This is a genomic window from Rossellomorea vietnamensis, assembly GCF_001305855.1.
Lineage (GTDB): Bacteria > Bacillota > Bacilli > Bacillales > Bacillaceae_B > Rossellomorea > Rossellomorea vietnamensis_A.
The window spans coordinates 15,412-39,052 of sequence record NZ_LIXZ01000011.1; the positions used below are offsets into that span (position 1 = coordinate 15,412).

Annotated in this window: 18 protein-coding genes; 1 reads left to right on the top strand and 17 read right to left on the bottom strand. The window is 43.9% G+C overall.

Going from position 1 to position 23,641, the window contains the following annotated elements:
• Positions 1-29: 29 nt before the first annotated feature.
• The 10 genes from AM506_RS22810 to AM506_RS14280 form a co-directional block, all read right to left on the bottom strand.
• Positions 30-188, bottom strand: a complete 159-nt coding sequence (locus AM506_RS22810; protein ID WP_160316883.1) for a hypothetical protein — start codon at positions 186-188, stop codon at positions 30-32.
• A 139-nt stretch (positions 189-327) separates the two neighbouring features.
• Entirely contained in the window at positions 328-918 is a 591-nt protein-coding gene (locus tag AM506_RS14240; RefSeq protein WP_060673230.1) for a kinase, read from the bottom strand.
• A gap of 151 nt (positions 919-1,069) precedes the next feature.
• Positions 1,070-3,364 carry an RNA polymerase recycling motor HelD gene (helD, locus tag AM506_RS14245; protein WP_060673156.1) on the bottom strand — a complete coding sequence of 765 codons (2,295 nt, stop codon included), beginning with the start codon at positions 3,362-3,364 and terminating at the stop codon, positions 1,070-1,072.
• A 253-nt stretch (positions 3,365-3,617) separates the two neighbouring features.
• Positions 3,618-4,004, bottom strand: a complete 387-nt coding sequence (locus tag AM506_RS14250) for a nuclear transport factor 2 family protein (RefSeq protein WP_060673157.1) — start codon at positions 4,002-4,004, stop codon at positions 3,618-3,620.
• Between the two features lie 36 nt (positions 4,005-4,040).
• Positions 4,041-4,748, bottom strand: a complete 708-nt coding sequence (locus AM506_RS14255; RefSeq protein ID WP_060673158.1) for a M48 family metallopeptidase — start codon at positions 4,746-4,748, stop codon at positions 4,041-4,043.
• A gap of 3 nt (positions 4,749-4,751) precedes the next feature.
• Positions 4,752-5,261 carry a DUF1456 family protein gene (locus AM506_RS14260; protein WP_200908452.1) on the bottom strand — a complete coding sequence of 170 codons (510 nt, stop codon included), beginning with the start codon at positions 5,259-5,261 and terminating at the stop codon, positions 4,752-4,754.
• 153 nt (positions 5,262-5,414) lie between these two features.
• The gene (locus AM506_RS14265; RefSeq protein ID WP_060673159.1) at positions 5,415-6,032 is read right to left on the bottom strand and encodes an HAD family hydrolase; all 618 of its coding nucleotides are present in this window, start codon (positions 6,030-6,032) and stop codon (positions 5,415-5,417) included.
• 85 nt (positions 6,033-6,117) lie between these two features.
• Positions 6,118-6,657 (bottom strand): signal peptidase I, encoded by a 540-nt coding sequence (gene lepB, locus AM506_RS14270; protein WP_430341122.1) that lies wholly within the window; start codon positions 6,655-6,657, stop codon positions 6,118-6,120.
• A 152-nt stretch (positions 6,658-6,809) separates the two neighbouring features.
• A complete protein-coding gene (locus AM506_RS14275; protein WP_235576117.1) occupies positions 6,810-7,721 on the bottom strand; it encodes a cupin domain-containing protein in 912 nt (303 codons plus the stop codon).
• A gap of 80 nt (positions 7,722-7,801) precedes the next feature.
• Positions 7,802-9,106: a D-serine ammonia-lyase gene (locus tag AM506_RS14280; RefSeq protein WP_327205544.1), complete on the bottom strand. Its 1,305-nt coding sequence runs from the start codon at positions 9,104-9,106 to the stop codon at positions 7,802-7,804.
• Between the two features lie 117 nt (positions 9,107-9,223).
• Here AM506_RS14280 and AM506_RS14285 point away from each other — a divergent pair, with 117 nt between their 5' ends.
• Positions 9,224-10,000: a putative hydro-lyase gene (locus AM506_RS14285; protein WP_060673160.1), complete on the top strand. Its 777-nt coding sequence runs from the start codon at positions 9,224-9,226 to the stop codon at positions 9,998-10,000.
• 48 nt (positions 10,001-10,048) lie between these two features.
• Here AM506_RS14285 and AM506_RS14290 read toward each other — a convergent pair whose 3' ends face one another.
• The 7 genes from AM506_RS14290 to AM506_RS22550 all read right to left on the bottom strand — a co-directional run bounded on the left by AM506_RS14290 (position 10,049) and on the right by AM506_RS22550 (position 23,558).
• Positions 10,049-11,464 carry an MDR family MFS transporter gene (locus AM506_RS14290; RefSeq protein ID WP_060673161.1) on the bottom strand — a complete coding sequence of 472 codons (1,416 nt, stop codon included), beginning with the start codon at positions 11,462-11,464 and terminating at the stop codon, positions 10,049-10,051.
• A gap of 22 nt (positions 11,465-11,486) precedes the next feature.
• Complete coding sequence (locus AM506_RS14295; RefSeq protein WP_060673162.1) at positions 11,487-12,107, bottom strand: TetR/AcrR family transcriptional regulator; 621 nt, start codon at positions 12,105-12,107, stop codon at positions 11,487-11,489.
• Positions 12,108-12,358: 251 nt separating this feature from the next.
• Entirely contained in the window at positions 12,359-13,264 is a 906-nt protein-coding gene (locus AM506_RS14300; RefSeq protein ID WP_060673163.1) for a glycine betaine ABC transporter substrate-binding protein, read from the bottom strand.
• Between the two features lie 24 nt (positions 13,265-13,288).
• On the bottom strand, positions 13,289-14,026 hold the full coding sequence (locus AM506_RS14305) for an ABC transporter permease (protein ID WP_060673235.1): 738 nt from the start codon (positions 14,024-14,026) through the stop codon (positions 13,289-13,291).
• A gap of 4 nt (positions 14,027-14,030) precedes the next feature.
• Positions 14,031-15,023: an ABC transporter ATP-binding protein gene (locus AM506_RS14310; protein WP_060673164.1), complete on the bottom strand. Its 993-nt coding sequence runs from the start codon at positions 15,021-15,023 to the stop codon at positions 14,031-14,033.
• An 18-nt stretch (positions 15,024-15,041) separates the two neighbouring features.
• Entirely contained in the window at positions 15,042-15,692 is a 651-nt protein-coding gene (locus AM506_RS14315; RefSeq protein ID WP_082386378.1) for an ABC transporter permease, read from the bottom strand.
• 309 nt (positions 15,693-16,001) lie between these two features.
• Complete coding sequence (locus AM506_RS22550; RefSeq protein ID WP_060673165.1) at positions 16,002-23,558, bottom strand: carboxypeptidase regulatory-like domain-containing protein; 7,557 nt, start codon at positions 23,556-23,558, stop codon at positions 16,002-16,004.
• Positions 23,559-23,641 lie beyond the last annotated feature (83 nt).

The following is a 23,641-nucleotide window of genomic DNA, read 5'->3' on the forward strand; positions in this document are numbered from 1 at the left end:
TTCATTGTCTTTAATCAATTATATTTTTTCTAACCCATAGCCAGGAACACAATCAAAGCAAGTCCTGTAAACATGTAGGTTGCGTATTTCTTCCTGTCGACTCCTACCCTAAGTTCCCATAGACCGACTGTAATCAAATACACCCCCAGCAGTCCCATAACAAAAGGCACTAGGATAAAAAATAACAATTCAAATCCCCCAATCCCTATTACAGCTATTTTGAATCCGAACATATATACCATGAATGTATATTCCAATTATTCCAAATTATTTTATAAAACACAATCCTTTCCAAAATGAAAGGTACCTGCTACCTCGTGCACTGCCTTATGTAGTTATGACGATATCTGCCTGCTCTCTAGGATTATATTGATTGATATAGTAATCTTCTGCCTTCCAATATCTGTTTTTGAATTTTGAAATGTTCTTTTTCGTTTCATTTGATTCGCGGTTGAATCTAGTCTCCCTCGGACAATCCAAATAGACAACCTTATCAAAGAAATGCTTCCATTCTTTCCGCTGAAGGAATACTCCTTCAATGATGATCAATCCTTCCTTTGGCAACTGGATAGTTCTGGTTTCATGCGTGTCCGTTGCACCGTCATAATAGGGAAGAGTGACTCGTTCCATATCGGGCAGCCCTTGAAAGAAATGTTTTGAAAGCCAGGTCACGTCCCACTGGAGTTGAAAATATTCTTGCCATTCTTCAAGACCCGTGTCATATCGGCGTTTCCGATCAACGATAAAATCATCTATATGAAAAATATGATATTGTAGACTTTCTTCATTTAACACAGCGCTTAATTGTTTCACAAAAGTCGTTTTCCCCGAGCGGCTTAACCCGTCAATTCCCAATATAAACCTCGGCTTATCATGACGGGCGGCCATACTCTTCAATACATCCACATAAAAATTCATCTTATTCACTCCTTGATCATTAAATAAATATTTCAATCCATCCTTACTTGATTTTACCATTTTTCACAAAAAGAGGGACGGACCCCTATTTTCAGAGCGAAATCCTATGATACAGGGATTCTTTCTAAAAAACGAAGGTCCGTCCCTCATTTTATAGTTCGATGAAGTGGGTTGGTTTGCCTATGGTGTAGAGTTGGAGTTGGTGCATGGCCCGGGTGCAGGCTGTGTAGAATAGTCTTCGGAGACTTTCGTCACCATATGTGTTGTCAGACGCGTCATAAATGATGACGGCATCGAATTCGATGCCTTTGGCCAGGTAGGCAGGAATGACCACGACACCCTGTTCATATTCGAGAGAAACGCTCTTCATGAGTTTAAGGTTTTCCACTTGATTTAATGAACCAAACACCATTTCACTTTCTGCGGCTGTTTTGCATATGACGGCGATTGAATGGTACCCATGCTCCCTCCACTTCTCTATTGTTTCGGCAATTCGATCATGCAGGTCATCATGGTCGGCGACTCTCGTTAGGGCAGGTTTTGCTCCGTCCCGTTCAAATGCGGAGATATGTTCCCCGCCGGGTACCAGCCTGCGTGTAAATTCTATGATTGGTTTAGTGGACCTGTAGCTTTCGGTCAGGTTAATCTGATCTGTTTCATCCTGACCATACAATTCTGTCAGATTACTGAAATCAATATGCTCATTTGCATGAGCAAAGATGGCCTGATTAAAATCTCCGAGGACGGTCATTTTGGCTGAAGGAAACAGCCTTTTAATGAATTCAAATTGAAACGGAGAATAATCCTGTGCTTCGTCAATGAGTACATGCTTAATAGATGTATTCGTTTGGAAACCGAGAATCAGCTCTTTTAATAGCAAATATGGTGTTGCATCTTCATAATTCAGTGTCTCTTTTTCAAGCATTTCCAACGTAGTTTCGCAGATACCCTCCCACTTTTCGGGTGTTTTCTTACTCATTAATGAACCAATTTCCAAAGGGTCTGCAAAGAGCTGCTTATAAACACTTTTTACATCCACATATTGGAGGGAGTTGATCCATTTACGAAGCTTCTTGAACCTTTTCCGTACGATTAATTTTCTCAAAGCTTCGTACTCCACTTCGTAATCATCGGGTATATTTCTCTTCCTAAAATGCTTTCGAGCTTTATGATATTGCTCATTGCTCATCAATTCAATTGCTTCTTCCACCCACGGCTCCATCCGTTCCAGTTTCTCAGCCTGGTCGATCAGGCTGAGAAGCCATTCAGTCAGCTTTTCAAGCCTGTTATGGAAGTGCAGTGAGCAGTCACAAGTATAAAAACGTTCGGTGATCTCATCAGCCGTTACAATATTCTTCCCCCTGAACTTAATTCCTTTGAACTTCATCCCGGAATCCTCTAAGGAATTTCTATATGATTTTATTACATTAAAGAAATCGGAAGATGCTTTGAATTGGATGCTTGCCGTACGTGTTTCGTACGTTTGGCGGTTATCCTCCTTTCTCAATACGTATTCGAGTTGATCGTACGGTCCCTCTACCAGGAATTCCTTGCTTAATCGGTGGTGCAAATACTCCTGGAACGTCACCTGTTCCATGTTTTCTTCCCCGAGTTCTGGTAGAACTTGAGAAACATAACTGTTGAACATAGAGTTAGGTGAGAACAATATGATTTGATCCGCTTTCAAGGTTTCCCTATATTTATATAGCAAGTACGCGATACGCTGCAGGGCAGCAGATGTTTTCCCGCTTCCTGCTGCTCCTTGGACAATCAGTAACCTGCCATGGTCATGCCGGATAATCTGATTCTGCTTCTGTTGAATCGTGGCGACGATGCTATGCATATGATTATCTGTTCTTTTACCAAGTACCTCCTGTAAAATCTCATCGCCGATCGTGATACTCGTATCGAACATGGACTGAATCACACCATCCCTGATGAGATACTGCCACTTGCTCTCCACGGTCCCACGTATAATGCCCCCTGGGGTGTTGTATTCCGCCTGCCCTGGTGGATAATCATAATAAACACTTGAAATCGGCGCCCGCCAATCGTAAATAAGAAAGTCTTCACCCGTTTGATCAGTCAGGGTCGAAATGCCGATATATACCCTTTCAGTGGGTTCTCCTTCTTCCGTGAAATCGATGCGGCCGAAATATGGCTTCCCTTTCATCCTGTGCAATGCGGCTAATTTTTTTTGTGCTTGTTTGTGAGTACTTTCCGAAACCGTCAACGATTGAGCCTGCTGTCTTAAGGCTATAACGGTTTCCAGAAAATCATCGAAGGTATCTGTGTTTACCTTTACCTCATCCCAGAAATGTTTTCGGGTCTGCGTCACTTCCTCCTTGCGCCTTCCTGTTTCGGTTTCCAACGTTTCGATCTGTCTCATGATGGTATCGATCACTACGTCCACTCGCTTTTGCTCATGTCTAATTTCAGATTTCATCAAAGCACTCCTTCAACTTTATAATTCGGGGTTGACTAATGAGGATGTTGTATTGTATAATTATTATTGAGGTAATATGGAAACTTTTAAGTTAGARAAGTGTTTCTGTATTAATTTATCATATTTCCAATACATAATCAATAATAAATTAAACCCTGCCCCCCTAATACTCATAGGGATGCAGGGTTTTTCTTTATTAATATATGCCGGTCCCCTGTATGCAAACAGAGATCAATGTTGTTAATTACCGTTCTTAAAAAACCCCATTCTCATTCAGGGATTCTTCCGGAATCGGTTGACCTATGTCCCATAATTCTACGATTTTTCCATTTTCAAATCGAAAAATGTGTACAACCACTGCTCCGGGATCATCGGGATTCTGCCTGACATGTGAATGAACCGCTACTGACTCTCCATCTTCCATCGCTCGTTTCACTTCGAATATCTTGTCAGGGTTTTTTGCAGCATTTTCTTCCATGGCTTGCATGAGGGATTCCGCGTCACCTCGAAAATAGGGATTATGGTGTTGAAAATCATTTTCTGCGTAATTCTTGAACGCCCCCCTTACATCCCCCGATGCAATTCGTTCCAGAAACGAAACGGCTATTTCTTTCTTAGTTATTCCCTGTGATTCAGACATATAGTATTCCTCCCTACCTGTTCATAATATTACTCTCTACACTGTCATCTTCCAACTGGTACTTGCCAGCCATTTCTCTTTTTCTTTATAATCGGGTACAATCTTCCCAACCAGCCGCCAGAAAGAGCGATCGTGGTTCAGGTGTATCATATGGCACATTTCATGGACAACCACATAATCGATGACATCCTGGGGCGCCATGGCCAATTTCCAGTTAAAGGTCAGCTGTCTTCTTCCATCGCATGTTCCCCACGTCTTTTGACTATCCGAAATGCGTACCGAACGGGGCTTGATCTTGAAATGGTGCTGATGAAAAGAAATACTGCTCTCTACGATGGACTTGCACTTCTTGTAGTAAAAACGTTTTAACGCCTGCTTTACCCGTTCGTCTTCAAGCTCACCCACCTGTATTTTCAGCGCATTCCCGTTGAAAGTAACAGAGTCTTTCGTGATGTCGGGGGTGTGAAGGACTTCAATGGGGTAGCTTCTTCCAAGATACAGGAAAGGCTCACCATGCTGGTAGGACTTCACCTGTGGGCCATTCAGTCGTTCCTTCTTTTCTTTCGATTTCTGAAGAATCCCACCCCAGTGATGCTCAAGCAACCGAATGACAGATTCTTCATCCGTCCCTTTAGGTGCTTGGACTTCAATATTTCCATAGCCATCCAGAAAAATGCCGATGGATTTACGGTTTTTATATTTAAGCTCAAATTGAATCGTTTCACCTGAATACGTATGATTCATTTCCTAATCCCTATATCGGATGGCCAGTCCCTTTAAGAAGTTCCGCGCGTAACGATCGCCGCAAATCCGGTAATTTTTATGGCCTTCTCTTCGTAATATTGCACCCAATTCACCTTTTGTGATATGAACGTCAGCTAATTCAAGGATTTCAATCATATCCTCACTTGTTAAGGAGAGCGCAATCTTAACTTTCTTTAAAAGAAGATTATTCACATGTTCATACGTTATCTCCGGTCTGTCCGTCTGTCCAGGCTTTGGTTCCTGCTTCCCTCTTTTGAATGTGATAAATCCATTTAAAAAGGATTCGAACATCTCATCGTCACAAGGTATGTAATTTTCCTCTTCAATCATATCCTCTTCTAATTCTTCATCCATTGACTTCGTGAGCACTTTCAGCACTTCATCTTTAGATAATTCAATTCCACCGAGCTTGAAAATGTCTACCATTTCTGTATTTTTAAGGTCGAGAGCGTACCTCAACCGAATTAAGATATCGTTATTATCAATATTCATCCCTATGCCTCCTGAGAATTTACATGTACTAATTCATTAGCTTACCATTTTAACGATATAAAAAGAAGCTAGCATTCTAAGATGCTTACTGACTTTTTCATTCATTAAGAACAAAATGAAAGGTCCGTCCCTCGAAGAGAACAGACCTTACGTCTAAAAAATGTTCAGTAATTCATCAAATGATTGAATCATATAATCATAGGATTCTACTTTTCCAAAACCATACGATGCATATACAAACGGGAGGCCTGCTTCTTTGGCTGCTTTATGATCCCCTTCTGTATCTCCAATATAGACAGGTTCCTTCAATTGATTTCGCTCGATGATAAGTTTAATATTTTCCCCTTTTGATTGACCTGTCCTTCCTGGATTCTCATAATCGATGAAATGCCTGTCCAGTTCATGATACTCATAGAATGCTTCGATATAACCGTCCTGACAGTTGCTGACGATGAATAGTTTGTACTTCTCCGAAAGCTTCTCAAGGACTTTCTCTACATGGTCATATAATTGACCGCCGTTTTTACTCAGATGGGGAATTTCACGTCGGGAAAGGTCTTTCAATAATTGTTCCCTTTCCTCTTCATTCAATTCCGGGAACAGCTCTTTACCAATTTCCTTCATTTGAAGCCCCATGGTTCCTTCCAAGTGCTTTCTGGTGATCCCATGCTCCAGCCGCTTATGATCTATGATAGTCTCATTCCATGCTTCTAGTACCGATTCGATAGGGTCCCACAAGGTACCATCGAGGTCAAAGATGATGCTGTCCATATTTCCATCCTCCAGACTCTTTGTATTTGCTGTTTTTTCGAGATTTGAAAATTCCCCACTAGATAATGATCGCCACTTCTCTCATCTAATTATGAATGATCTTCATCTCCTTGACCGGCCAATACACTATATTCGTCGTTCCCACTACTTTATTGATCGGGATCGAGCCGATCAGACGACTATCCTTACTGAATCTCCTGTTATCACCCATGACGAATAATTCACCTTCAGGAACCGTGAGTTGTTTTAACGGGGTATCCTGTAAAGTGAAATCAGGGGTTAACGCCCCTACCGTCACTTCCTTTTGCTCATCGAGGTAAGGCTCATCATAGGCTTCACCATTTATGTATAACGTATCGTTTTTGTATTCAATCTTATCACCAGGCAGCCCGATTACGCGTTTAATATAATCTTCTGTTTCGGTTGCGTGGAATACGATAATATCAAACCGCTCAGGTTCATCCATTTTATTTACGATCATGCGGTCATGATCCAGTAAAGTCGTATTCATCGAAGCTCCTTCAACCACAATGGGTATCACGATAAAGGAACGAATAATGATTGCTAATGCTATCCCAATTATCAAAGGTTGTGCCCATCCCATAATCTTTTTGCTTTTATTCACCAATCGATTCCTCCTCTCACTTGCAAACTCTTATTCTATTTATACTCACTGGTTAATGTTAACATATAAATCCTGTAAGTTCGTATAAAATTAATAGCCTTTATAAGGATGCCGAATCTATCCGATTCCACATCCTTTTTATTTCGGTACGTTTAATAACTGCTATGCATTTCCTCTGCAGCGATTGCGTCAGCCTTGGTTGCATGAACCGTTCCCCGGGGATGTTGTGGAGGTGCATATATCGAGTACAACTTGATAGGAGTATTTCCAGTATTGATGACGTTGTGCCATGTGCCTGCAGGAATCATAATGGCAAAATCCTGCTTTACCTCTTTCTCATAGGTTAAGTTATCCTGCCGATCACCCATTCGCACAATTCCTTCTCCTTGTTCGAGGCGGAGGAATTGATCAATGTTCGGATGAATTTCCAAGCCGATGTCTTCGCCGGGATTAATGCTCATAAGCGTTACCTGCAAATGTTCACCTGTCCATATAGCTGTGCGGAACGTGTCATTATCAACCGTCACCTCATCAATATTCACGGAATACGGTGATGGCCCAAAATCCTTTGACATCATCCGGTTGCCCTCTGCTGCACCTAACACACTTAATTTTCCAGCATGCTCCCACTCATCTCTGCATGTATTCACGAGGACCTCGTAGACCGCGGAATGCTGAGCCTGCATGCTGCAAATCCGATATAAGTCATAATCTGCAAGCTCCGTTTCATATCCTCGTTGCAGTCCATCCCGATATGATTGAAAAGGAAACCTTTCTACTTGGTAAGAAGGCTGGGTATCGGTGAGGGAGGTGTATAAATTTGTTAACTCCCACCAATGCCGCTCTTCGTCTTCCTTCATACCCATAAGATGTTGACGTTCCTCATTATTTGGCGCGACTTCAGCCAATCGATCATATAAATCTGCAGTTGATGCCTTTCTGCTTATACCGTGAAGCAGGGTATTCACTAAGTGCTGAGAATTACCTTCACTTCTTGGGGCAGCGTTTATATAGGTTTGTGGATAAAATGAATACGTCGTCGGCACATTGTACATCCTGATCATTCCCTTCTGCTTTTTACCACGATATCTTATGCGTGGTTTCAGAAGGTGTGCATCTACCCAGTTCCACTTTATCCCGGGATTCATTCACCCAAATAACTTTTCCCTTTTTTCACGTACTCTTCCGTGATGGAATCGGGCACTAGATTTCCTCCAGTTGCCCATACTACATGAGTAGCATGAGTTAAATCCACTTGGATAGAGGCAAGGTGTTTCTGAAGATCCGGCAGAATTGGTCCAAGCATCCCCGCTACTGCCGAAGGCTCAAGGAAGATGGACTCTGACTGATATAGGAGGGCAAGCATTTTGAATAGATTCTTATCGCTTACCGTATATACCCCGTTTACCAGCTCATTAATCATTCTACCTGCAAGGGCAGAGGGTCTGCCAACTGCCAAACCATCCGCTTCCGTTTGATTGTTCAATCCGATGTCCTGCACGGAAATCCCCTCATGCTTACCTGAAGCAAGTCCAAGGAGCACACAAGGGGAATTTACAGGTTCTGCAAAGTAACAATGAACATGTTCGCCGAATACATGCTTCAAACCATATGTAACCCCACCTGGACCGCCCCCCACTCCACACGGCAAGTAAACAATCAACGGGTGATCATGATCTACTTTTATCCCTTCTTCTTCAAATTGTTTCCTCAGCCTGAGAGCCGCAACTGCATAACCCATGAATAAATCCTTTGAATTTTCATCATCAATGAAGAAACAGTCTGCATCCAACATGCACTGTTTCCTGCCTTCAGCAACAGCATGGGAGAAATCCTGTGCATGTTCTTCCACTTTGACTCCCTTCTCTCTCAGAAGTTCCTTTTTCCATCTCTTCGCATCCCGGGACATATGTACAGTAACCTTGAAACCAAGTGCCGCCCCCATTATCCCTATGCTTAAGCCAAGGTTTCCCGTGGAGCCGACAGCGATGGAGTACTGTGAAAAGAGTTTCTTGAAACGGCTCGTTGCCAACACCGAATAGTCATCCGTCTCTCGGATCCAATTCTGTTTCAAAGCAACCGTTTCGGCAATCTTCAATACTTCATAAATGCCTCCCCTTGCTTTGATCGACCCTGCAATCGGAAGTTCATTATCACACTTAAGGAGCAACTGACCTTGTATCGGGGATTGAGCATCATCCTGAAGGGCAGTTTGCATGTTTTTCAGACGTTTGATGGGTGACTCTATGATTCCGTTCTCCGTTTCAGGAAAGACCCTATTTATATAGGGAGCAAAACGGGTCAGCCGCTGCTCCGCTTCAACGATCTCCTGAATGCCATCCCCAGTAATATGATCGGATGCTATCAAAGGGTTGATCCATAACGTTTCTTTTTGCGACTGCAAATCCGATAATAGTGTCGGACCCATGCCATGTAGATTTTGAGACAAATTCGATTCCCCCCTTAACTGAAATGGTTGTTTACTGATAACGTAGCACAAATATATGATAAAATGGATACCAATCTTCAGATAATTAAAATTTCATTTAAAGGAGAGCCGGTTTCCATGATACCTTCAGAACTAAGAGCGAGCATCAGAAGAGGAAAACACCAAACTCACACTTCAGGGATATGCCAGGATTATGTACAAGCCAACCTGGTTGTTCTCCCTAAGGAATATGCCTTTGACTTTTTATTATTCACCACTCGTAATCCAAAATCCTGTCCGATTGTCGAAGTGCTGGAACCAGGGCAATTTCAATCCAGGTATGCCAAAAATTCAGACATCCGCACTGACATCCCTTTATACCACGTGTATGAAGATGGACAACTAGTTGGTAAGAAGCAGCGGATTGATGAAGTTTGGAGGGATGATTTTGTCAGCTTTCTCATTGGATGCAGTTTCACATTCGAGAGTCAGCTCATCAAGGGGGACATTCCTCTCCGTCATATAGAAGAAAATAAAAACGTAGCAATGTATAAGACCAATATCCAGACAGAAAAAGCCGGCGTATTCGATGGGCCGATGGTCGTTTCCATGAGACCAATACCAGATTCACTCGTACAAAAAGCAACAGATATAACTGCCCTTTTCCCAAAAATGCACGGTGCTCCTGTTCATATTGGTTATCCTGCTGAGATCGGCATTTCTGATATCACTAAACCTGATTACGGTGACTTTGTTGGTATCAGGGAGGGAGAAACCCCAATGTTCTGGGCATGCGGGGTTACCCCTCAAGCTGTGGCCCTACATGCGAAAATCCCCTACATGCTAACCCATTCCCCTGGCTGTATGTTCGTTACCGATTGGAAAAACGAAGAGTATCTGCAAGAAGGAAAATAAAATGAGGGACGGACCTAGCAATTTGCCAGGTCCGTCCCTCTATTTTCATTATGCATTGCTTTTAACCCTTGCAGGTCGACCGCTTTTTACAAAAAAGGAGAGCGCCAGTCCAGCAATGGCCGTAATGCCGGCCACGATGAATGAGACGTTGACTCCATGGATCATCCCTTCAAGTCCACGGCTTGGATCTGCACTCGTTGTCATAACAGTGACAAGAAGTGCTGTTCCAACGGCACCGGAGACTTGTCTCATCGTGTTGTTCATGGCTGTTCCGTGTGGTATCAGACTCCTGTCCAACTGATTCAGCCCGGCAGTTGTTACCGGCATCATTACCATGGCAACCCCGAACATCCTGGCGGCATTGACTGTTGCCAGATACGCAAACGATGTGTCAGCCGATAAATTTGTAAACATAAATGTCGTGATCGTAAGGATGGATAACCCGATGATGGCAAGCCAACGGGCTCCGAATTTATCAAAGATCCTCCCTGTAATAGGGTTCATCAACCCCATCAAGAGTGCCCCGGGCAGGAGCATAAGTCCTGATTCAAAGGCTGAGAATCCCAGCATATTCTGCATAAGAAGAGGAAGTACAGTGGCCGCACCGATCATCGCGATAAACACAACCATTCCAAGAACTGTCGTTAGCGTGAACATCTTGTTTTTGAATACGCGGAATTCAAGAATTGGCTGCTTCAACTTAAATTGTCTTGTGATGAACCAGAAGAGGGTGATGCTTCCCACAATCATTGAGATAATCACCTGAACGCTTCCCCATCCTTGACTTCCTGCGATACTGAAGCCATACAATAATCCCCCAAATCCAAGGGATGAAAGGATGATGGAAAGGACATCGAGTTTCGGATACGTTTGTTTGGTCACATTCTTTAAAATGTAATATGCAACGATAAAATCGATGATGACAATCGGCAAAATCACATAGAACAAGCTTCTCCAAGGGAATTGTTCAACCAACCATCCTGAAAGTGTAGGTCCGATTGCCGGCGCGAACGAAATGACAAGACCGAACATCCCCATTGCCGCTCCCCTTTTCTCAACAGGATAAATGAGAAATAGAATGGTTTGCATGAGGGGCATAATGATACCCGCCCCCGACGCCTGAATGATTCTTCCGACCATTAAGAACCCGAAGTTAGGTGCAATGGCACAGATGAGCGTCCCTCCGGCAAACAGGCCCATGGCACTCAGAAACAAAGCCCGGGTCGTGAATCGTTCAATCAGGAATGCCGTAATGGGTATCATCACCCCGTTTACGAGCATAAAGATCGACGTCAGCCATTGGGCGGTACTCGCATCAAGATTTAGATCTGTCATAATATGAGGGAGAGCCGTCCCAAGCAATGTTTGATTCAGGATGGCAGCAAAGGCCCCAGATATGAGGACTATAAGCAGGGGTGTTTTATTAAAGGTTTCGGATTGGGTATTTTCTTCTCTGTTTTTCATGTTCTCCCTTCTTTCTATTCAATTATGAAAAGGATTTATACAATCCTCTTTTAATCATGTTTATTTCCTTATCGTATTTATCCAGAGCTTCTCCAAGCGTCAATTCGTCTGCAATGCTTTGAACGAGATTATGGAATGTGACGGCTGAAAGGATTTGCAATACATGATACAAATCAGATTTATTATCAATAGTGAATTGATCTTTATTTACCAAGAGGAAGATTTCCTCATAGCGCTGATCGATGGTTTCCTTCGTTAAAGTCTGAGTGAACGTTTTTTCTATTTTGTAGTTCATATTCAAGAGTACATTCCGAATAAAATTATTTTGTCCACTTTCATACGAAAAAGCCAGCATCGAATGAAACATGACCCTCGTAGCTTCGAACAAATCCCCATCATGTGATCTCAATAAAGCAATGAAGGTTTCAAACCGTTTCCGGGCATGTTCCCCAACGAGATAGAAAAAAGCATCCTCTTTATTTTCAAAGTACTGGTAAAAGCTCCCTCTGGGAATTCCAGCCGTCTTCAGGATGTTTGCAATGGAGGCATCGTATAGGGAGACCCTGGAAAACTCCTTCTTGGCTGCTTCCACCAGTATATTTCTTTTCTCTTCCTTCAAATTAAAGAATGTTGGTTTAGGCATTTTTTACAATCCTCCTTCAAAAAATGACACCGTGTCACATGGAACATTCTCCACTTTATGTGACACGGTGTCATATGTCAAATGATTGGGTTTGAATCTTTAATTTCCACCTCCTCTTAGAAATTGATGCTTTTTAACTTATCTGATTCTTGAGCTGCATCTCGATGAGTCTTAAGGAGATAAGAAAAGCCGGATTTATTCAAAAAAACAGGACTGAACCATAATCGGTCCAGCCCTATAAGTCTCTTTTATCATTCTTTTATTAAATCGTTTTCCACCAGCCAATCATGGGCCACAACGGATACACTATTTCCTTCGATATCCACTTTATAATTCAGTTCCCTCATAATATCACTGTTTAGTTTATCTGCCAATTTACCAGTGATTTCTTTAATTTCGGGATACTTTTTATATACTTCTTTATTAATGCTGACCGCTGCCCTGTATGGTGGGAAGAAATTCTTATCATCCTTTAATGTTACAAGATTATAATCCACGATGGTTGCATCCGTTTCAAAGGCAACCGATACGTCCACCTGTCGGTTATTCAAGGCTCTTTGAGTCAACCCCAGGTCCATCTGCTTTATCTGCCCGGAACCGAATTTGAAGCCGTATTTTTCCTCCACTCCTGGGAGGCCATCAGCTCGATTGGCAAATTCAGCATCAGATGCCATTGTTAATTCACCGGGATGACTATTGATGTACTGTGCCAAATCACTAATGGATTCGATACCCAATTCCTTTGCCTGGTCTTCATTCATGGCAAGGGCATATGTGTTATTGACATTGGACATATTCATCCAATGGATGCCCTTTTTTGCATCAAGTTCTTTCACTTTTTTGAATGTTTTTTCGGGATCTGACATCGGTTCCTTCCCCATATAGGTGATCAAGGCTGTCCCCGTATATTCCCACATCATATCCACCTGCTCGTTTTCCAGTGCCTTGCGTACGACGGTACTTCCAAGATTGTTCATTTGCTTGACTTTAAAACCCTCTTCTTTTAAAAGAAAGGCCGTCATCTCAGAAAGCAGATATTGCTCGGTAAAGTTTTTGCCACCGACGGAAATCTGTTTACCGCCTATCCCTACGTTTGAACAAGCGGAAAGCATAAGTATAAGGGCCACGACGCCAACCCATTTCAGCTTCTGTTTCATGAATTTCACCTCCTGCTTCAACCATTACATTTCCAATGTTTGTTTGGTGCCTTTAGGAACCACCAGCCGTTCAATAAGTCTCAATAATAAATCAACCAGAATGGCCAGTATCGTTACCGGAATGGCTCCTGATATTAAATAGCCATTATCGAATAACTGAATCCCCGTAAAGATCCAGACACCTAATCCCCCGCCGCCGACGACATAAGCGAGAGCTGCAGTCCCAATATTCAAAACGACGGCTGTCCTGATTCCAGCAAGAATCGAGTACGCTGCATTTGGCAATTCAATACGGAAAAGGATTTGATGAGGCTTCATCCCCATCCCTCTTGCTGCATCTATGAGATTATCGTCAATCGAGTCAATTCCTGCAACCGTATTTCGGTAAATCGGTAAAAGGGAGTAAATAAACAGAGCGAATATGGCTGTTTTAAACCCGATCCCCAAAATACTGATCATCAGGGCAAGAACGGCCAAACTTGGTATGGTTTGACCAAAATTAACTGTATTCGATACAATCCACTCGGCTCTCCTGAACTGCTTCCGGGTAATCAGGATCCCCACTGGAACAGCAACCACAAGCGCAAGCAACGAAGACACCAGGACGAGCTGCAGATGTTGCTTCAATAAGTGGAGAAACGTATTGGATTGACTGAACATATAGTCAAAATAATGATTTTTCACCGCCCAGACAAAGAACAGGATAACCAGCGCATACACCACATACCGGACAATATTACTGACGACCTTCTTGGTATTCACCGAATCACCCTTTCTGAACCGCGTTCGATTTTCCTTTGATTTCATAATGGAGATACTTCTGAACAAGATCGATGGTAATCGCACCTAATTTAGTGCCCTCATCGTCGGTTACAATCACTTGATCAGCTTCCTGATTCAAAAGCATCGACAACGTATTTCTGAGGTCATGCCGCACATTGATGGTCTTTGTATCGGGAATCGCTTCATCAAAATCTGCCAGTCCTATGATATTTTTCAAATCGGATATCGTATGGAGACTGAGGCTCTTTATGGCACGGTCTTTTCCGAAGAATTCATACACAAAGTCACTCTTCGGACGGACAAGCATCTCTGAAGGCGTATCATACTGCATGATTTCCCCTCCGCGCAATAATACAATCTTGTCTGCCATCTTGATCGCTTCATCGATATCATGGCTTACAAATAGGATCGTTTTCTTCACTTCCCGTTGAATCTGCAGGAACTCATCCTGAATCTTCTCACGGATGATCGGATCGAGTGCCCCGAACGGCTCATCCATCAACATTACGGGTGGATCCGCTGCTAAAGCACGAATGACGCCGATACGCTGCTGCTGTCCACCGGATAATTCATGAGGATATCGTTTACCGAATTTATCCCCGTCAAGTCCGATCATCTCCATCAGGTTGTTGAAACGCTCCTTCTTCTCCTTTTTGCCCCACCCTAACATGTCAGGGACAATCATGACGTTTTCTTCTATCGTCATATTCGGGAATAGTCCATTACTCTGAATGACGTAACCGATTTTTCTGCGAAGCTCGATTTGGTTTAATTCCATTGAATCCTGTCCGTCTATGATGATTTTACCGTCAGTAATCGATTCAAGTCGATTCACCATTCGTAATAAAGTCGTCTTCCCGCAACCGGATGGTCCTAGTAGTACGACGATGTGACCTTCTTCCACGGTAAAGTCGACACTTTTCACCGCCGTCACACCACCTTCATAGGTCTTTGTAGTCTGATCAAACGTAATCATCTCTTCACCTCTTTCACTTTATGCAATGCTTTTACGTGTATAACGTTTTTGAATCCATAACAAGATCGCGTCAGCAATCATGGCAAGTATCGCAACTGCAACAGATCCGCTGATGATCAGGTAATTGTCGCCTCTGGAAATCCCCTGAGTAATAAGGACACCAAGTCCTCCTGCACCTATATAGGCTGCGATCACTCCAATTCCGATATTCATGACGACAGCTGTACGTATGCCTGCCATAATAACCGGAAAGGCATTTGGAATTTCGACTCTTAACAGTCGCTGGTGGGTCTTCATCCCGACTCCCTTTGCTGCATCGCGCATCTCGGGACTCACGTTCCGGATCGCTGTATATGTATTCCGTATAATCGGAAGCTGGGAATAAAGAACCAAGGCTACAAATGCTGGCACAAATCCTATCCCCTGATTGATGATGGAAAAGATCGGAATCATGACGCCAAACAGAGCAATACTCGGAATAGTCAGCATGACGGATGCAATCTGTAGCACCGTCTCCGCCAGATAATCGTTGGTCGTTAAATAAATTCCTAAAGGTACCCCAATCATTAACGCTACGATGATGGCTAGACCTACGAGAACCGCATGCTCTATCGTTAGATCTAGAATCCGAGGGGCATTGACTTCCAGGAACTTCATCCATTTATCCACAATTTCACCCTCCTCAATATATGTATTTTTGGCCATAATAAAAGCCGTTCAGGATCTAGTATCGTCCTGACGACCCACGGAATTAGTATTACCGTATAAATGCGCCAACATTCCTTTACCCTTGTTGTCGAATTTCAAAACATTTTGTCATCACATTGTGTCAATGGTCTTAGGTAGAAAGGATGACGGTAATTTTATGAAGGTGAAGCAATTCTTGGCCAGGGATATAAGGCATAGATTACCCACCATAAAAAAGGAGCGTCCAAAAGTCAGTTAGTACTGACCTTTGAAACAGCCCCTTACTTCATCTTAACACAAATCTTCATCCTCTTTCACACGTTCGACTACTGTCCTTGGTCTGCAAAATTCACCAAGTACTTCAAGAGTGACAGGCTGAAGTATTTCTATCTCCAGGCATGCGATAAATGGAATCTTTGCCTGGTCGCGAGTAAGAATTACTCCCTTCTCGCGGCATTTAAAATCAACGATTGAGCAGTTCACATTTCCCGCATCCATTCCTTCGGGTAAGCAAACCGCGACTATTTTATCGAAGTAGACAGGTACTTCCATTGTACATGTTTCGGCATTATCCGTTCTGGAACTCAACGTTACAAGGAGTTTCACTTCCCCCCTGATTTCAACAGTACCCGGGGTCCCTCTTTCAAAAGAAATCAGAGAGCATCCAGGAGAAAGGGAAGGATCAAGCTGACATTGAATATCTATTCCCTCTCCCCTTTCAAGCAATCCATTCACCAGTTTCCTGCAGTCCGGGGATAGTCCGAATGCTTGTGTTGAATTATGAGTAGCGATGACCCAATCATATAACTTCTCGACTGAAATACATTCAGGTCTGAGGTTTGAAGGTGGTGGAGGAATGACTTCTCCCAACTGAACATTCAGCAGCCTGTTCTCCCCTTCCGCTAATACGATTGTCACCTCTTTAACCGGATATCCTGAAGCAGTAAATCTGATGACATATGTTCCAGGAGGTAAGCCCGTCAAAATATAGAATCCACCGGGATCGGTTAACGTGGACCGGATCGGTACCAGTGAACCTACAGGGAAGATTTGTACCAGCACTTGTGAGATGGGCTCACCTGTTTGAATATCCGTGACGGTACCACTGACACTTCCAGGATTGTCTGCTAATAAGAAATTGAGCGCGCTCGTCGTTCCCGGGGTGAGCGTGACTGTTTGTAACTGACTCTGGTATCCCGTTGCCGTTGCGATGATGACAAGCATTCCTCCCGGCAATCCTGAGATTGTATAGTTCCCGTTCATATCCGAGACTGTTATTCCTATAAGTGTTCCATCAGGTTTGAACACTTGTATAAGCGCATTCTCAATCGGAGACAGGGTTGCAGCATCCCGCACAAACCCGGTCAGGGTGGCAGGGTTTGATTCTAATGCCGCATTAATAATCGCCATTTCACCTGTACTTAATCTGATCATCACCGTCTGACTCACATAGCCGACCGCAGAGAAAATGACATTATAATCACCAGCTGAAAGACCGGTTAGAATATAATTCCCTTCCTGGTCGGTCAGGGTTGATGCTACGATGATCCCGCTTCCGCTTATGACTGTTATGACACCTGCACTTTGGATGGGTTCTCCTGTATTCGCATCCGTTACCCGTCCTCTAATTGTAGCTGGTCGACGACCAAGCTCTGCATTCAACGTTTGGACTTCCCCATTCGTAAGGAATACTCTAAAAACCTCACTTGTATAACCATCTGCCGAAAAGACCACCCTGTATTCCCTTGGATCTAAACCAGTAAATTCATACTTACCTGAACCATCGGTGAGAACAGAAGCCACGGGAATCGATGTTCCGATCCTGAAGACTTGGACGAGGGCGGATTGTATTGGCTGATTACTGACTGCATCCCGTACCGTCCCTCTTAGGGTTGCGGTTTGGTTTGATAAGCTGAAATTCAGGCTTTCCGTCTCACCAGGAGATAACGTGACAATCGCGATCTGGTCTCCGAAACCATCTGCACTTGCAATGACGGCGTATTGACCTTGAGCCAAACCTGAAATTGTATAGAAACCATTGTCATCTGTAAGAGTACTGATAATAAACACTCCGTCAGAATTAAATACTCTCACTAACGCCCCTTGTATGCCAACAGTCGTTTGTGCATTTAATACGAAACCTGTAATCCCGGCCGGATTTGGATCCAAATCCGCATTTACGGTTTCTGTTCCATTAGGAGCAAGAATGACAGGAATGACTTCTGTCGCATAACCCTCTGCTGAGATAACCACATTATAGCTGCCACTTGGTAAATTCCCGATCAAATACGTTCCATCGCTCGAGGTTATTATGCTTCCAACGACAATGTCTGTATTTGGTATCACCACTTTTATAAGAGCCCCGCTAATCGGATCCTGCGTAACGGCATCCCTTATCGTTCCTTGGACCGTTGCCGGGAATGGGACAAGCGCAATATTTAACTCCTCGCTCTCACCTGGAGACAAGAAAACTGTATTGACACTGATCGCGTAGTCTTGAAGCTGAGCCTTCACGTCAAAAGTCCCTTGGGGAAGTCCTTCAATCAAATAATTCCCGTTTTCATCAGTGAGAACACGTCTTACCAAAATATCCGCCCCACTGACATAAACCTCGATGATGACGCCCGTTAATGGTGATCCAGTAATTGCGTCCACGACTGTTCCACTAAGGGTTGCCGGGTTGGCCAATAGGTTGAAATCCAGCACAATGGTGCTATTTGGTAGAATATTCACCTGTTGAAGCAAGGATTGATAACCCGTGTTGATTGCTGAAACGGTATAGCTTCCTTCAGTCAATCCAGGAATGAAATATGTCCCATCAATTGACGTTTGAACGGTTGCGACTATCGTTCCCTGATTATTGATAACCCTCACTAAAGTGTCTGTTAAAGTTTGCAAAGTCTGTGCATCCCTTACCGTCCCAGTCAAAGCCCCCGGATTTGGATTAAGGAGGATTTCAACATTGGTTACCCCCCCGCTCATGACTTCTGCCGATACAGAGTTCGAACCAAAATCAGGACTGCTTCCTACTAATACATATACTCTTGGGGACAGGGTGGTTGTCTGGAAGAATCCATCCGAATCTGTGATTGTAGTGAAGATGACCGGACCCGTTCCGGAAAGTTCCCGAACTACCACAGTGGCTCCGACTATGGGATCCAGGGTAACCGAATTCCTTACATATCCTTGGACGCCCCCTGGATTCGGGCTTAATGCGAAGCTCAAAAAGCTCGTTTGATTGGAAGTGACAATGGCCCCGGCCGTCTCCGGTCCGAAATCCGCTGCGTTGGCAATGACAGTATATACGCCAGGTGTTACCCCTGAAAACGCATATGCCCCATTTTGATTAGAAAGAGTGGTTTGTACAAGTACATTGGTAATATCATAGAGCTGAATGACTGCATTAGGTATCGCCTCTCCACTTGCAAGATTTGATACAAGGCCCTGTATGTGCCCGGGATTTGGAGCGAGACTCAGGACAGCAGATAAGCTATCTCCAGGCCCCCCGATGACCGACTTTGTATCTGTTCCAAAAGAAGAAGCATCGGCTGTAATATTCAACGTCCCTGTCGGCAAGGAGAAAAAGGTTACAAGACCGTTTACATCTGTAATCCCTGTTGCAATCACGATGTTATTTGAGTGACGAATCGTGACGGCGGATCCTTCAATAGGGGTCGAGGTATTTCCGATGACGACTTGCACCGTAAGCGTGACGGGATTTGCAGCTAAGACGTTGGTAACGGTAGTGGTTTGATTTGATTCTACGATGGCAGATACGGTAGACGATGAGTAATTCGGAGCACTTGCGGTAATGAAATATGTGCCCGGTGCTAGGGAAGGAACTGAATACGTTCCATCAGAGTTCGCTAAGAAGCTTACAACTAACACATTATTTTCATTGAATACGGAGATTTGAATCCCATTCCCCGTAATCGGATTTCCATTGGTATCCTCCACATTCCCGGATATCGTTCCCGGGTTTTCCCCTAATGCCAAGTCTGCTCTTGTAGCTGAATCGCTTATGACAATGGCGCCGATTTGCTCTGTCGTAAAATTCATTTTTGAAGCGGACACAATATATGAACCAGGTGACAAGCCACTGACCGAATAGTTTCCAAAGGCTGAAGTTGTTGTGGTTGCGATCGGGATTTGGGAAATGCCATCAATAATGACTACTGTAGCCCCTGCGATCGTATCGCCTGTCGCAAAGTTTGTAATTTGTCCATCGATGATGCCGGGATTAGGAATCAATGAAATATTTACTCCGGTTAAATCTTCTCCAACACCTAGGTTTATCCCGGTGATGACCTGGCCGAAGCCAGGAGAGTTGACCACCACATTGAATGATCCACTTGGAAGGTTACCGACAATATATTGACCTGATGAATCTGTGAATCCGGAGCCAATCAGAATGTTATTTTGGTCGAATATCTGTACGATTGCGTTTACAATCGGGCTTCCAAGATTATCGGTTACGATCCCAGATACAGAACCTGGATTAGGAACAAGAGTCAAACCCACTGTTGACGTCTGGTTTGCGAGGACCGAAACCCCCGCCTGAGCAGTTGAATAGTTCGGGGCTGATGCCAACACTGTATAGGTTCCAGGTGTCAAGTTGTTAAATGAGAACGTACCATCCTGGTTCGCCACGACTGAATCGATCAGTACATTGTTCACATCCCTTAATTGGACGATTGTATTTGGAACTTGAGGACTGACGGTGCCGGTGATGGTACCTGGATCAGGGTTTAATGCAATAGATACCGGGGTCGTTTGTCCTGAAGAAACAAGTGCACCGACCATACCATTTTGAAAATTGTTTGCAAATACATTCACTGTATAATTATCAGGGGCAAGACCTTCCACCATGAAAACACCATTTGTGTCTGTCAGTACTGTCGTAATCAAGTTTCCGGAACTGTTCACAATACTGACACTCGCTCCAGGGATTGGATTGCTTCCTACACTGTCCACGACTGTACCGGTAATCTGACCTGGATCGGGTTGAAGGGCGATGCTTCCATCCCTTGTTTGATTGGAGATAACCTGTATAGTAGCAGCATTAGTCTGAAAATCTTGTGCTGACACAACAACAGTGTAGATTCCGGGCGCTAAGCCATTTACAACATATTGTCCATTCTCATCTGTTAGGACCGTGGCTATTACTGCGCCACTTGAATCCACCACTCTAACCTGTACATTTGCACCGATGATGGGCGTTCCCGTCTGCGCATTTGTGACGATACCGGAAATTGATCCAGGGTCGGAAGCCAAGTTAAAATTCACTATTGAAGTCGTGTTGGATGAAATGGTCACTCCCTGTGTGGCAGCTTGAAAATTGGAAGCCGCTGCGACTACTGTATAATTTCCCGGAGATAAATTAGGTACCGTATAGGAACCGTCTGGAGCCGTAACCGTCGTAGCTACAATGATTCCAGCTCCTGTACTGATTTGTACCGTTACACTCCCCCCAGGGATCGGAACATTATTCGTGTCCCTCACAAACCCGGTCAACGTACCCGGGTCTTCATTAAGGGTTACATTAACAGTTGTGGTTTGACCATTTTCTATCATTGCTGCCACAGATTCCGTTGTGTAATTAGGGGCACTTACGACAACTGTATAGCTTCCAGGAGGCAATCCCGACACCATATAGTTTCCATTTGAATCGGTGATGACCGAACCGACTTGAATATTATTCTGGAAGACGGTAACCGTTGCACCCGGGATGGCAACCGCATTAGGATCCTGTACGGTACCAATCAGGGCACCTGCGAGTTTCGATAAGGCAGCATCCACAATGGTAACAGCGTTGGAGGTGACAACCGCACCTAATGTTTGAGTAGCATAGCCATTTGCCGTGAAAATGAGAGAATATGAGCCGGGTAAAAGACTACTCAATGAATACTGACCACTACCATTTGTGATGGTACTAGCTACTATGACGTTTTGACTATTTACCGCTTGCACCGAAGCTCCGGTTATAGCTGACATGGTTTCGCTGTCTATTACCGTTCCTTGAATTGAGCCGGGATTTGGTTCAAGAAAAATGTTTGTATTCGTAATATTACCTGCCGTAACCGTAGATGATACCGTTGTTGTACTATAATTGGCGGCAAAGGATCTTACCTGATAATTTCCAGGGGCCAGATTGTTGAAGCTGTACTGACCGCTTCCATTTGCAGTCGTACTGGCAATGGGTATTCCATTTGAATCCAACAATTCAACATTAGCAAGGGCGATGACCGTATTATTGGTGGAATCACGGACCGTACCGGAAATCGAACCGGGATTTGCGATCAGTATGAAATTGACCACAGCTGCCTGATTAGGCTCTGTCATGACGGATTTGGTATGGGACTGAAAGCCAGAGGCAAGAACGGTGACATTATAAAGACCCGGAGTTACGTTTACGAAAGAATAATTCCCTGCTACGTTTGTGGTGGTGGTAGCTACTACGGTACCCGAATTATTTAGAAGTTGAACGGTTGCATTGTTTATAGGGCCGCCATTTGATACATTTCCTGAAATGGTACTCGGCTGAGGGACGAGTGCAATATCTGCCGTTGTTGATGTGCCCCCTACTGCAGACACATTAGCAGTTCCTGTCACGTAGTTCGTTCTGGCAGCCTGTACCGTATAGTTGCCTGGCACTACATTCGTAAACGTATAAAATCCACTTGCGTTCGATTGGGTGGTTGCAATTATACTTATTCCTTGTAAAAGCGAAACTGTTGTATTCGGAAGCACCAATCCGGTTGATTGATCAGTAATGGTCCCATTGATGGTGGCGGTCTGTTGGACGTTGATGGTAACGACGGAAGTGTTGGACTGAATGGCGTTACCTGACGAAGAATCAAATCCTGTAGCTTGTACTCTGTCTAAATTGCGTGAACCACTGGTTGTAAACGCACCATTTAATGTAAATGTTAAAGTGGCGGTGGCTCCTGGATTTAGGTTTCCTACATTCCAGGTGAGCAATTTAGTGGTTGGATTGTAAGTAGTTAAGCCTTGTGAGGTAGAGTTGACTAGAAATGAATTCACTTGATCAGGACCGATGATGTCATCTAGAAAGACTGAAGTAGCTTGGGAAAGTCCAGTATTTGTTATGCTTACTGTACCTGTCCAAGTTGCCTGCTGACCCAGGACAACGGTTTGAGGTCCGGAATTCCGTACTTTGTTCGTTGCGAGCCTCGCCCTGATGTCCGCTTGGCCTGGAGTGATGGGGTCAGTGAAGGCATTGGCGAAAGAAAAACCTTCACTTGTTCTTAATGAATCCTTGTTGTAATTATTTGCATTGGCAGATGAAAAGTACACGGCACGAATGGATGACGATGCATTGATACCCAAGAATGAGAAAACCGTGCTCGCCGGGAGGAACCAATCAAGGAAGAAATCCTGATCTCCGCCGATGCTTGAATCTGCAGGTGTTACCCTGGCATAGTCAAAGTTTGTAATTGGTTGGGCAAAATTAGGATTCCCCCCTCCCGTCCCTTCCGCAGGGTCATTCCATGAATTGACCAACTTCACGGTATTTTGAATCAGGCTCACTCGATTGTTCAATCCATCGATGTTAAAAAGCCAGTCGTAAGTTCCTGCTACCCCTGTTGTGTTTATTAGTACCCCCCACGCAAAATTCCTGAAGCCGGTTAATTGATTATTCCGCGGATCACCGTTCAGCCTTAATCTAAAATACACATTGGTTCCGTCGTAGGCAAAAAAGCCTGCAGGGAAAGTTGAGTTCCCTACAATATCCGTTGAAACGGGACTTTCATCTCCTAAGACGTCGAATAAGGGTGATCCCCCTACTAAAACCGGTGTATACTGTGCATTACTGGGAAATGCCACAATAAAACCTCCTTTACATGATATGATCTCTATTAGAATATTAAAAAGAAGGTCGTTTCGCCCTACCAAATACCTAGTAAATG

Excerpts from the sequence above, each read along its gene's own strand:
- AM506_RS14240 (WP_060673230.1), bottom strand. The coding sequence starts at position 918 with ATGAATTTTTATGTGGATGTATTGAAGAGTATGGCCGCCCGTCATGAT.
- helD (WP_060673156.1), bottom strand. The coding sequence starts at position 3,364 with ATGAAATCTGAAATTAGACATGAGCAAAAGCGAGTGGACGTAGTGATC.
- AM506_RS14250 (WP_060673157.1), bottom strand. The coding sequence starts at position 4,004 with ATGTCTGAATCACAGGGAATAACTAAGAAAGAAATAGCCGTTTCGTTT.
- AM506_RS14255 (WP_060673158.1), bottom strand. The coding sequence starts at position 4,748 with ATGAATCATACGTATTCAGGTGAAACGATTCAATTTGAGCTTAAATAT.
- AM506_RS14260 (WP_200908452.1), bottom strand. The coding sequence starts at position 5,261 with ATGAATATTGATAATAACGATATCTTAATTCGGTTGAGGTACGCTCTC.
- AM506_RS14265 (WP_060673159.1), bottom strand. The coding sequence starts at position 6,032 with ATGGACAGCATCATCTTTGACCTCGATGGTACCTTGTGGGACCCTATC.
- AM506_RS14275 (WP_235576117.1), bottom strand. The coding sequence starts at position 7,721 with ATGATCAGGATGTACAATGTGCCGACGACGTATTCATTTTATCCACAA.
- AM506_RS14285 (WP_060673160.1), top strand. The coding sequence starts at position 9,224 with ATGATACCTTCAGAACTAAGAGCGAGCATCAGAAGAGGAAAACACCAA.
- AM506_RS14290 (WP_060673161.1), bottom strand. The coding sequence starts at position 11,464 with ATGAAAAACAGAGAAGAAAATACCCAATCCGAAACCTTTAATAAAACA.
- AM506_RS14295 (WP_060673162.1), bottom strand. The coding sequence starts at position 12,107 with ATGCCTAAACCAACATTCTTTAATTTGAAGGAAGAGAAAAGAAATATA.
- AM506_RS14300 (WP_060673163.1), bottom strand. The coding sequence starts at position 13,264 with ATGAAACAGAAGCTGAAATGGGTTGGCGTCGTGGCCCTTATACTTATG.
- AM506_RS14310 (WP_060673164.1), bottom strand. The coding sequence starts at position 15,023 with ATGATTACGTTTGATCAGACTACAAAGACCTATGAAGGTGGTGTGACG.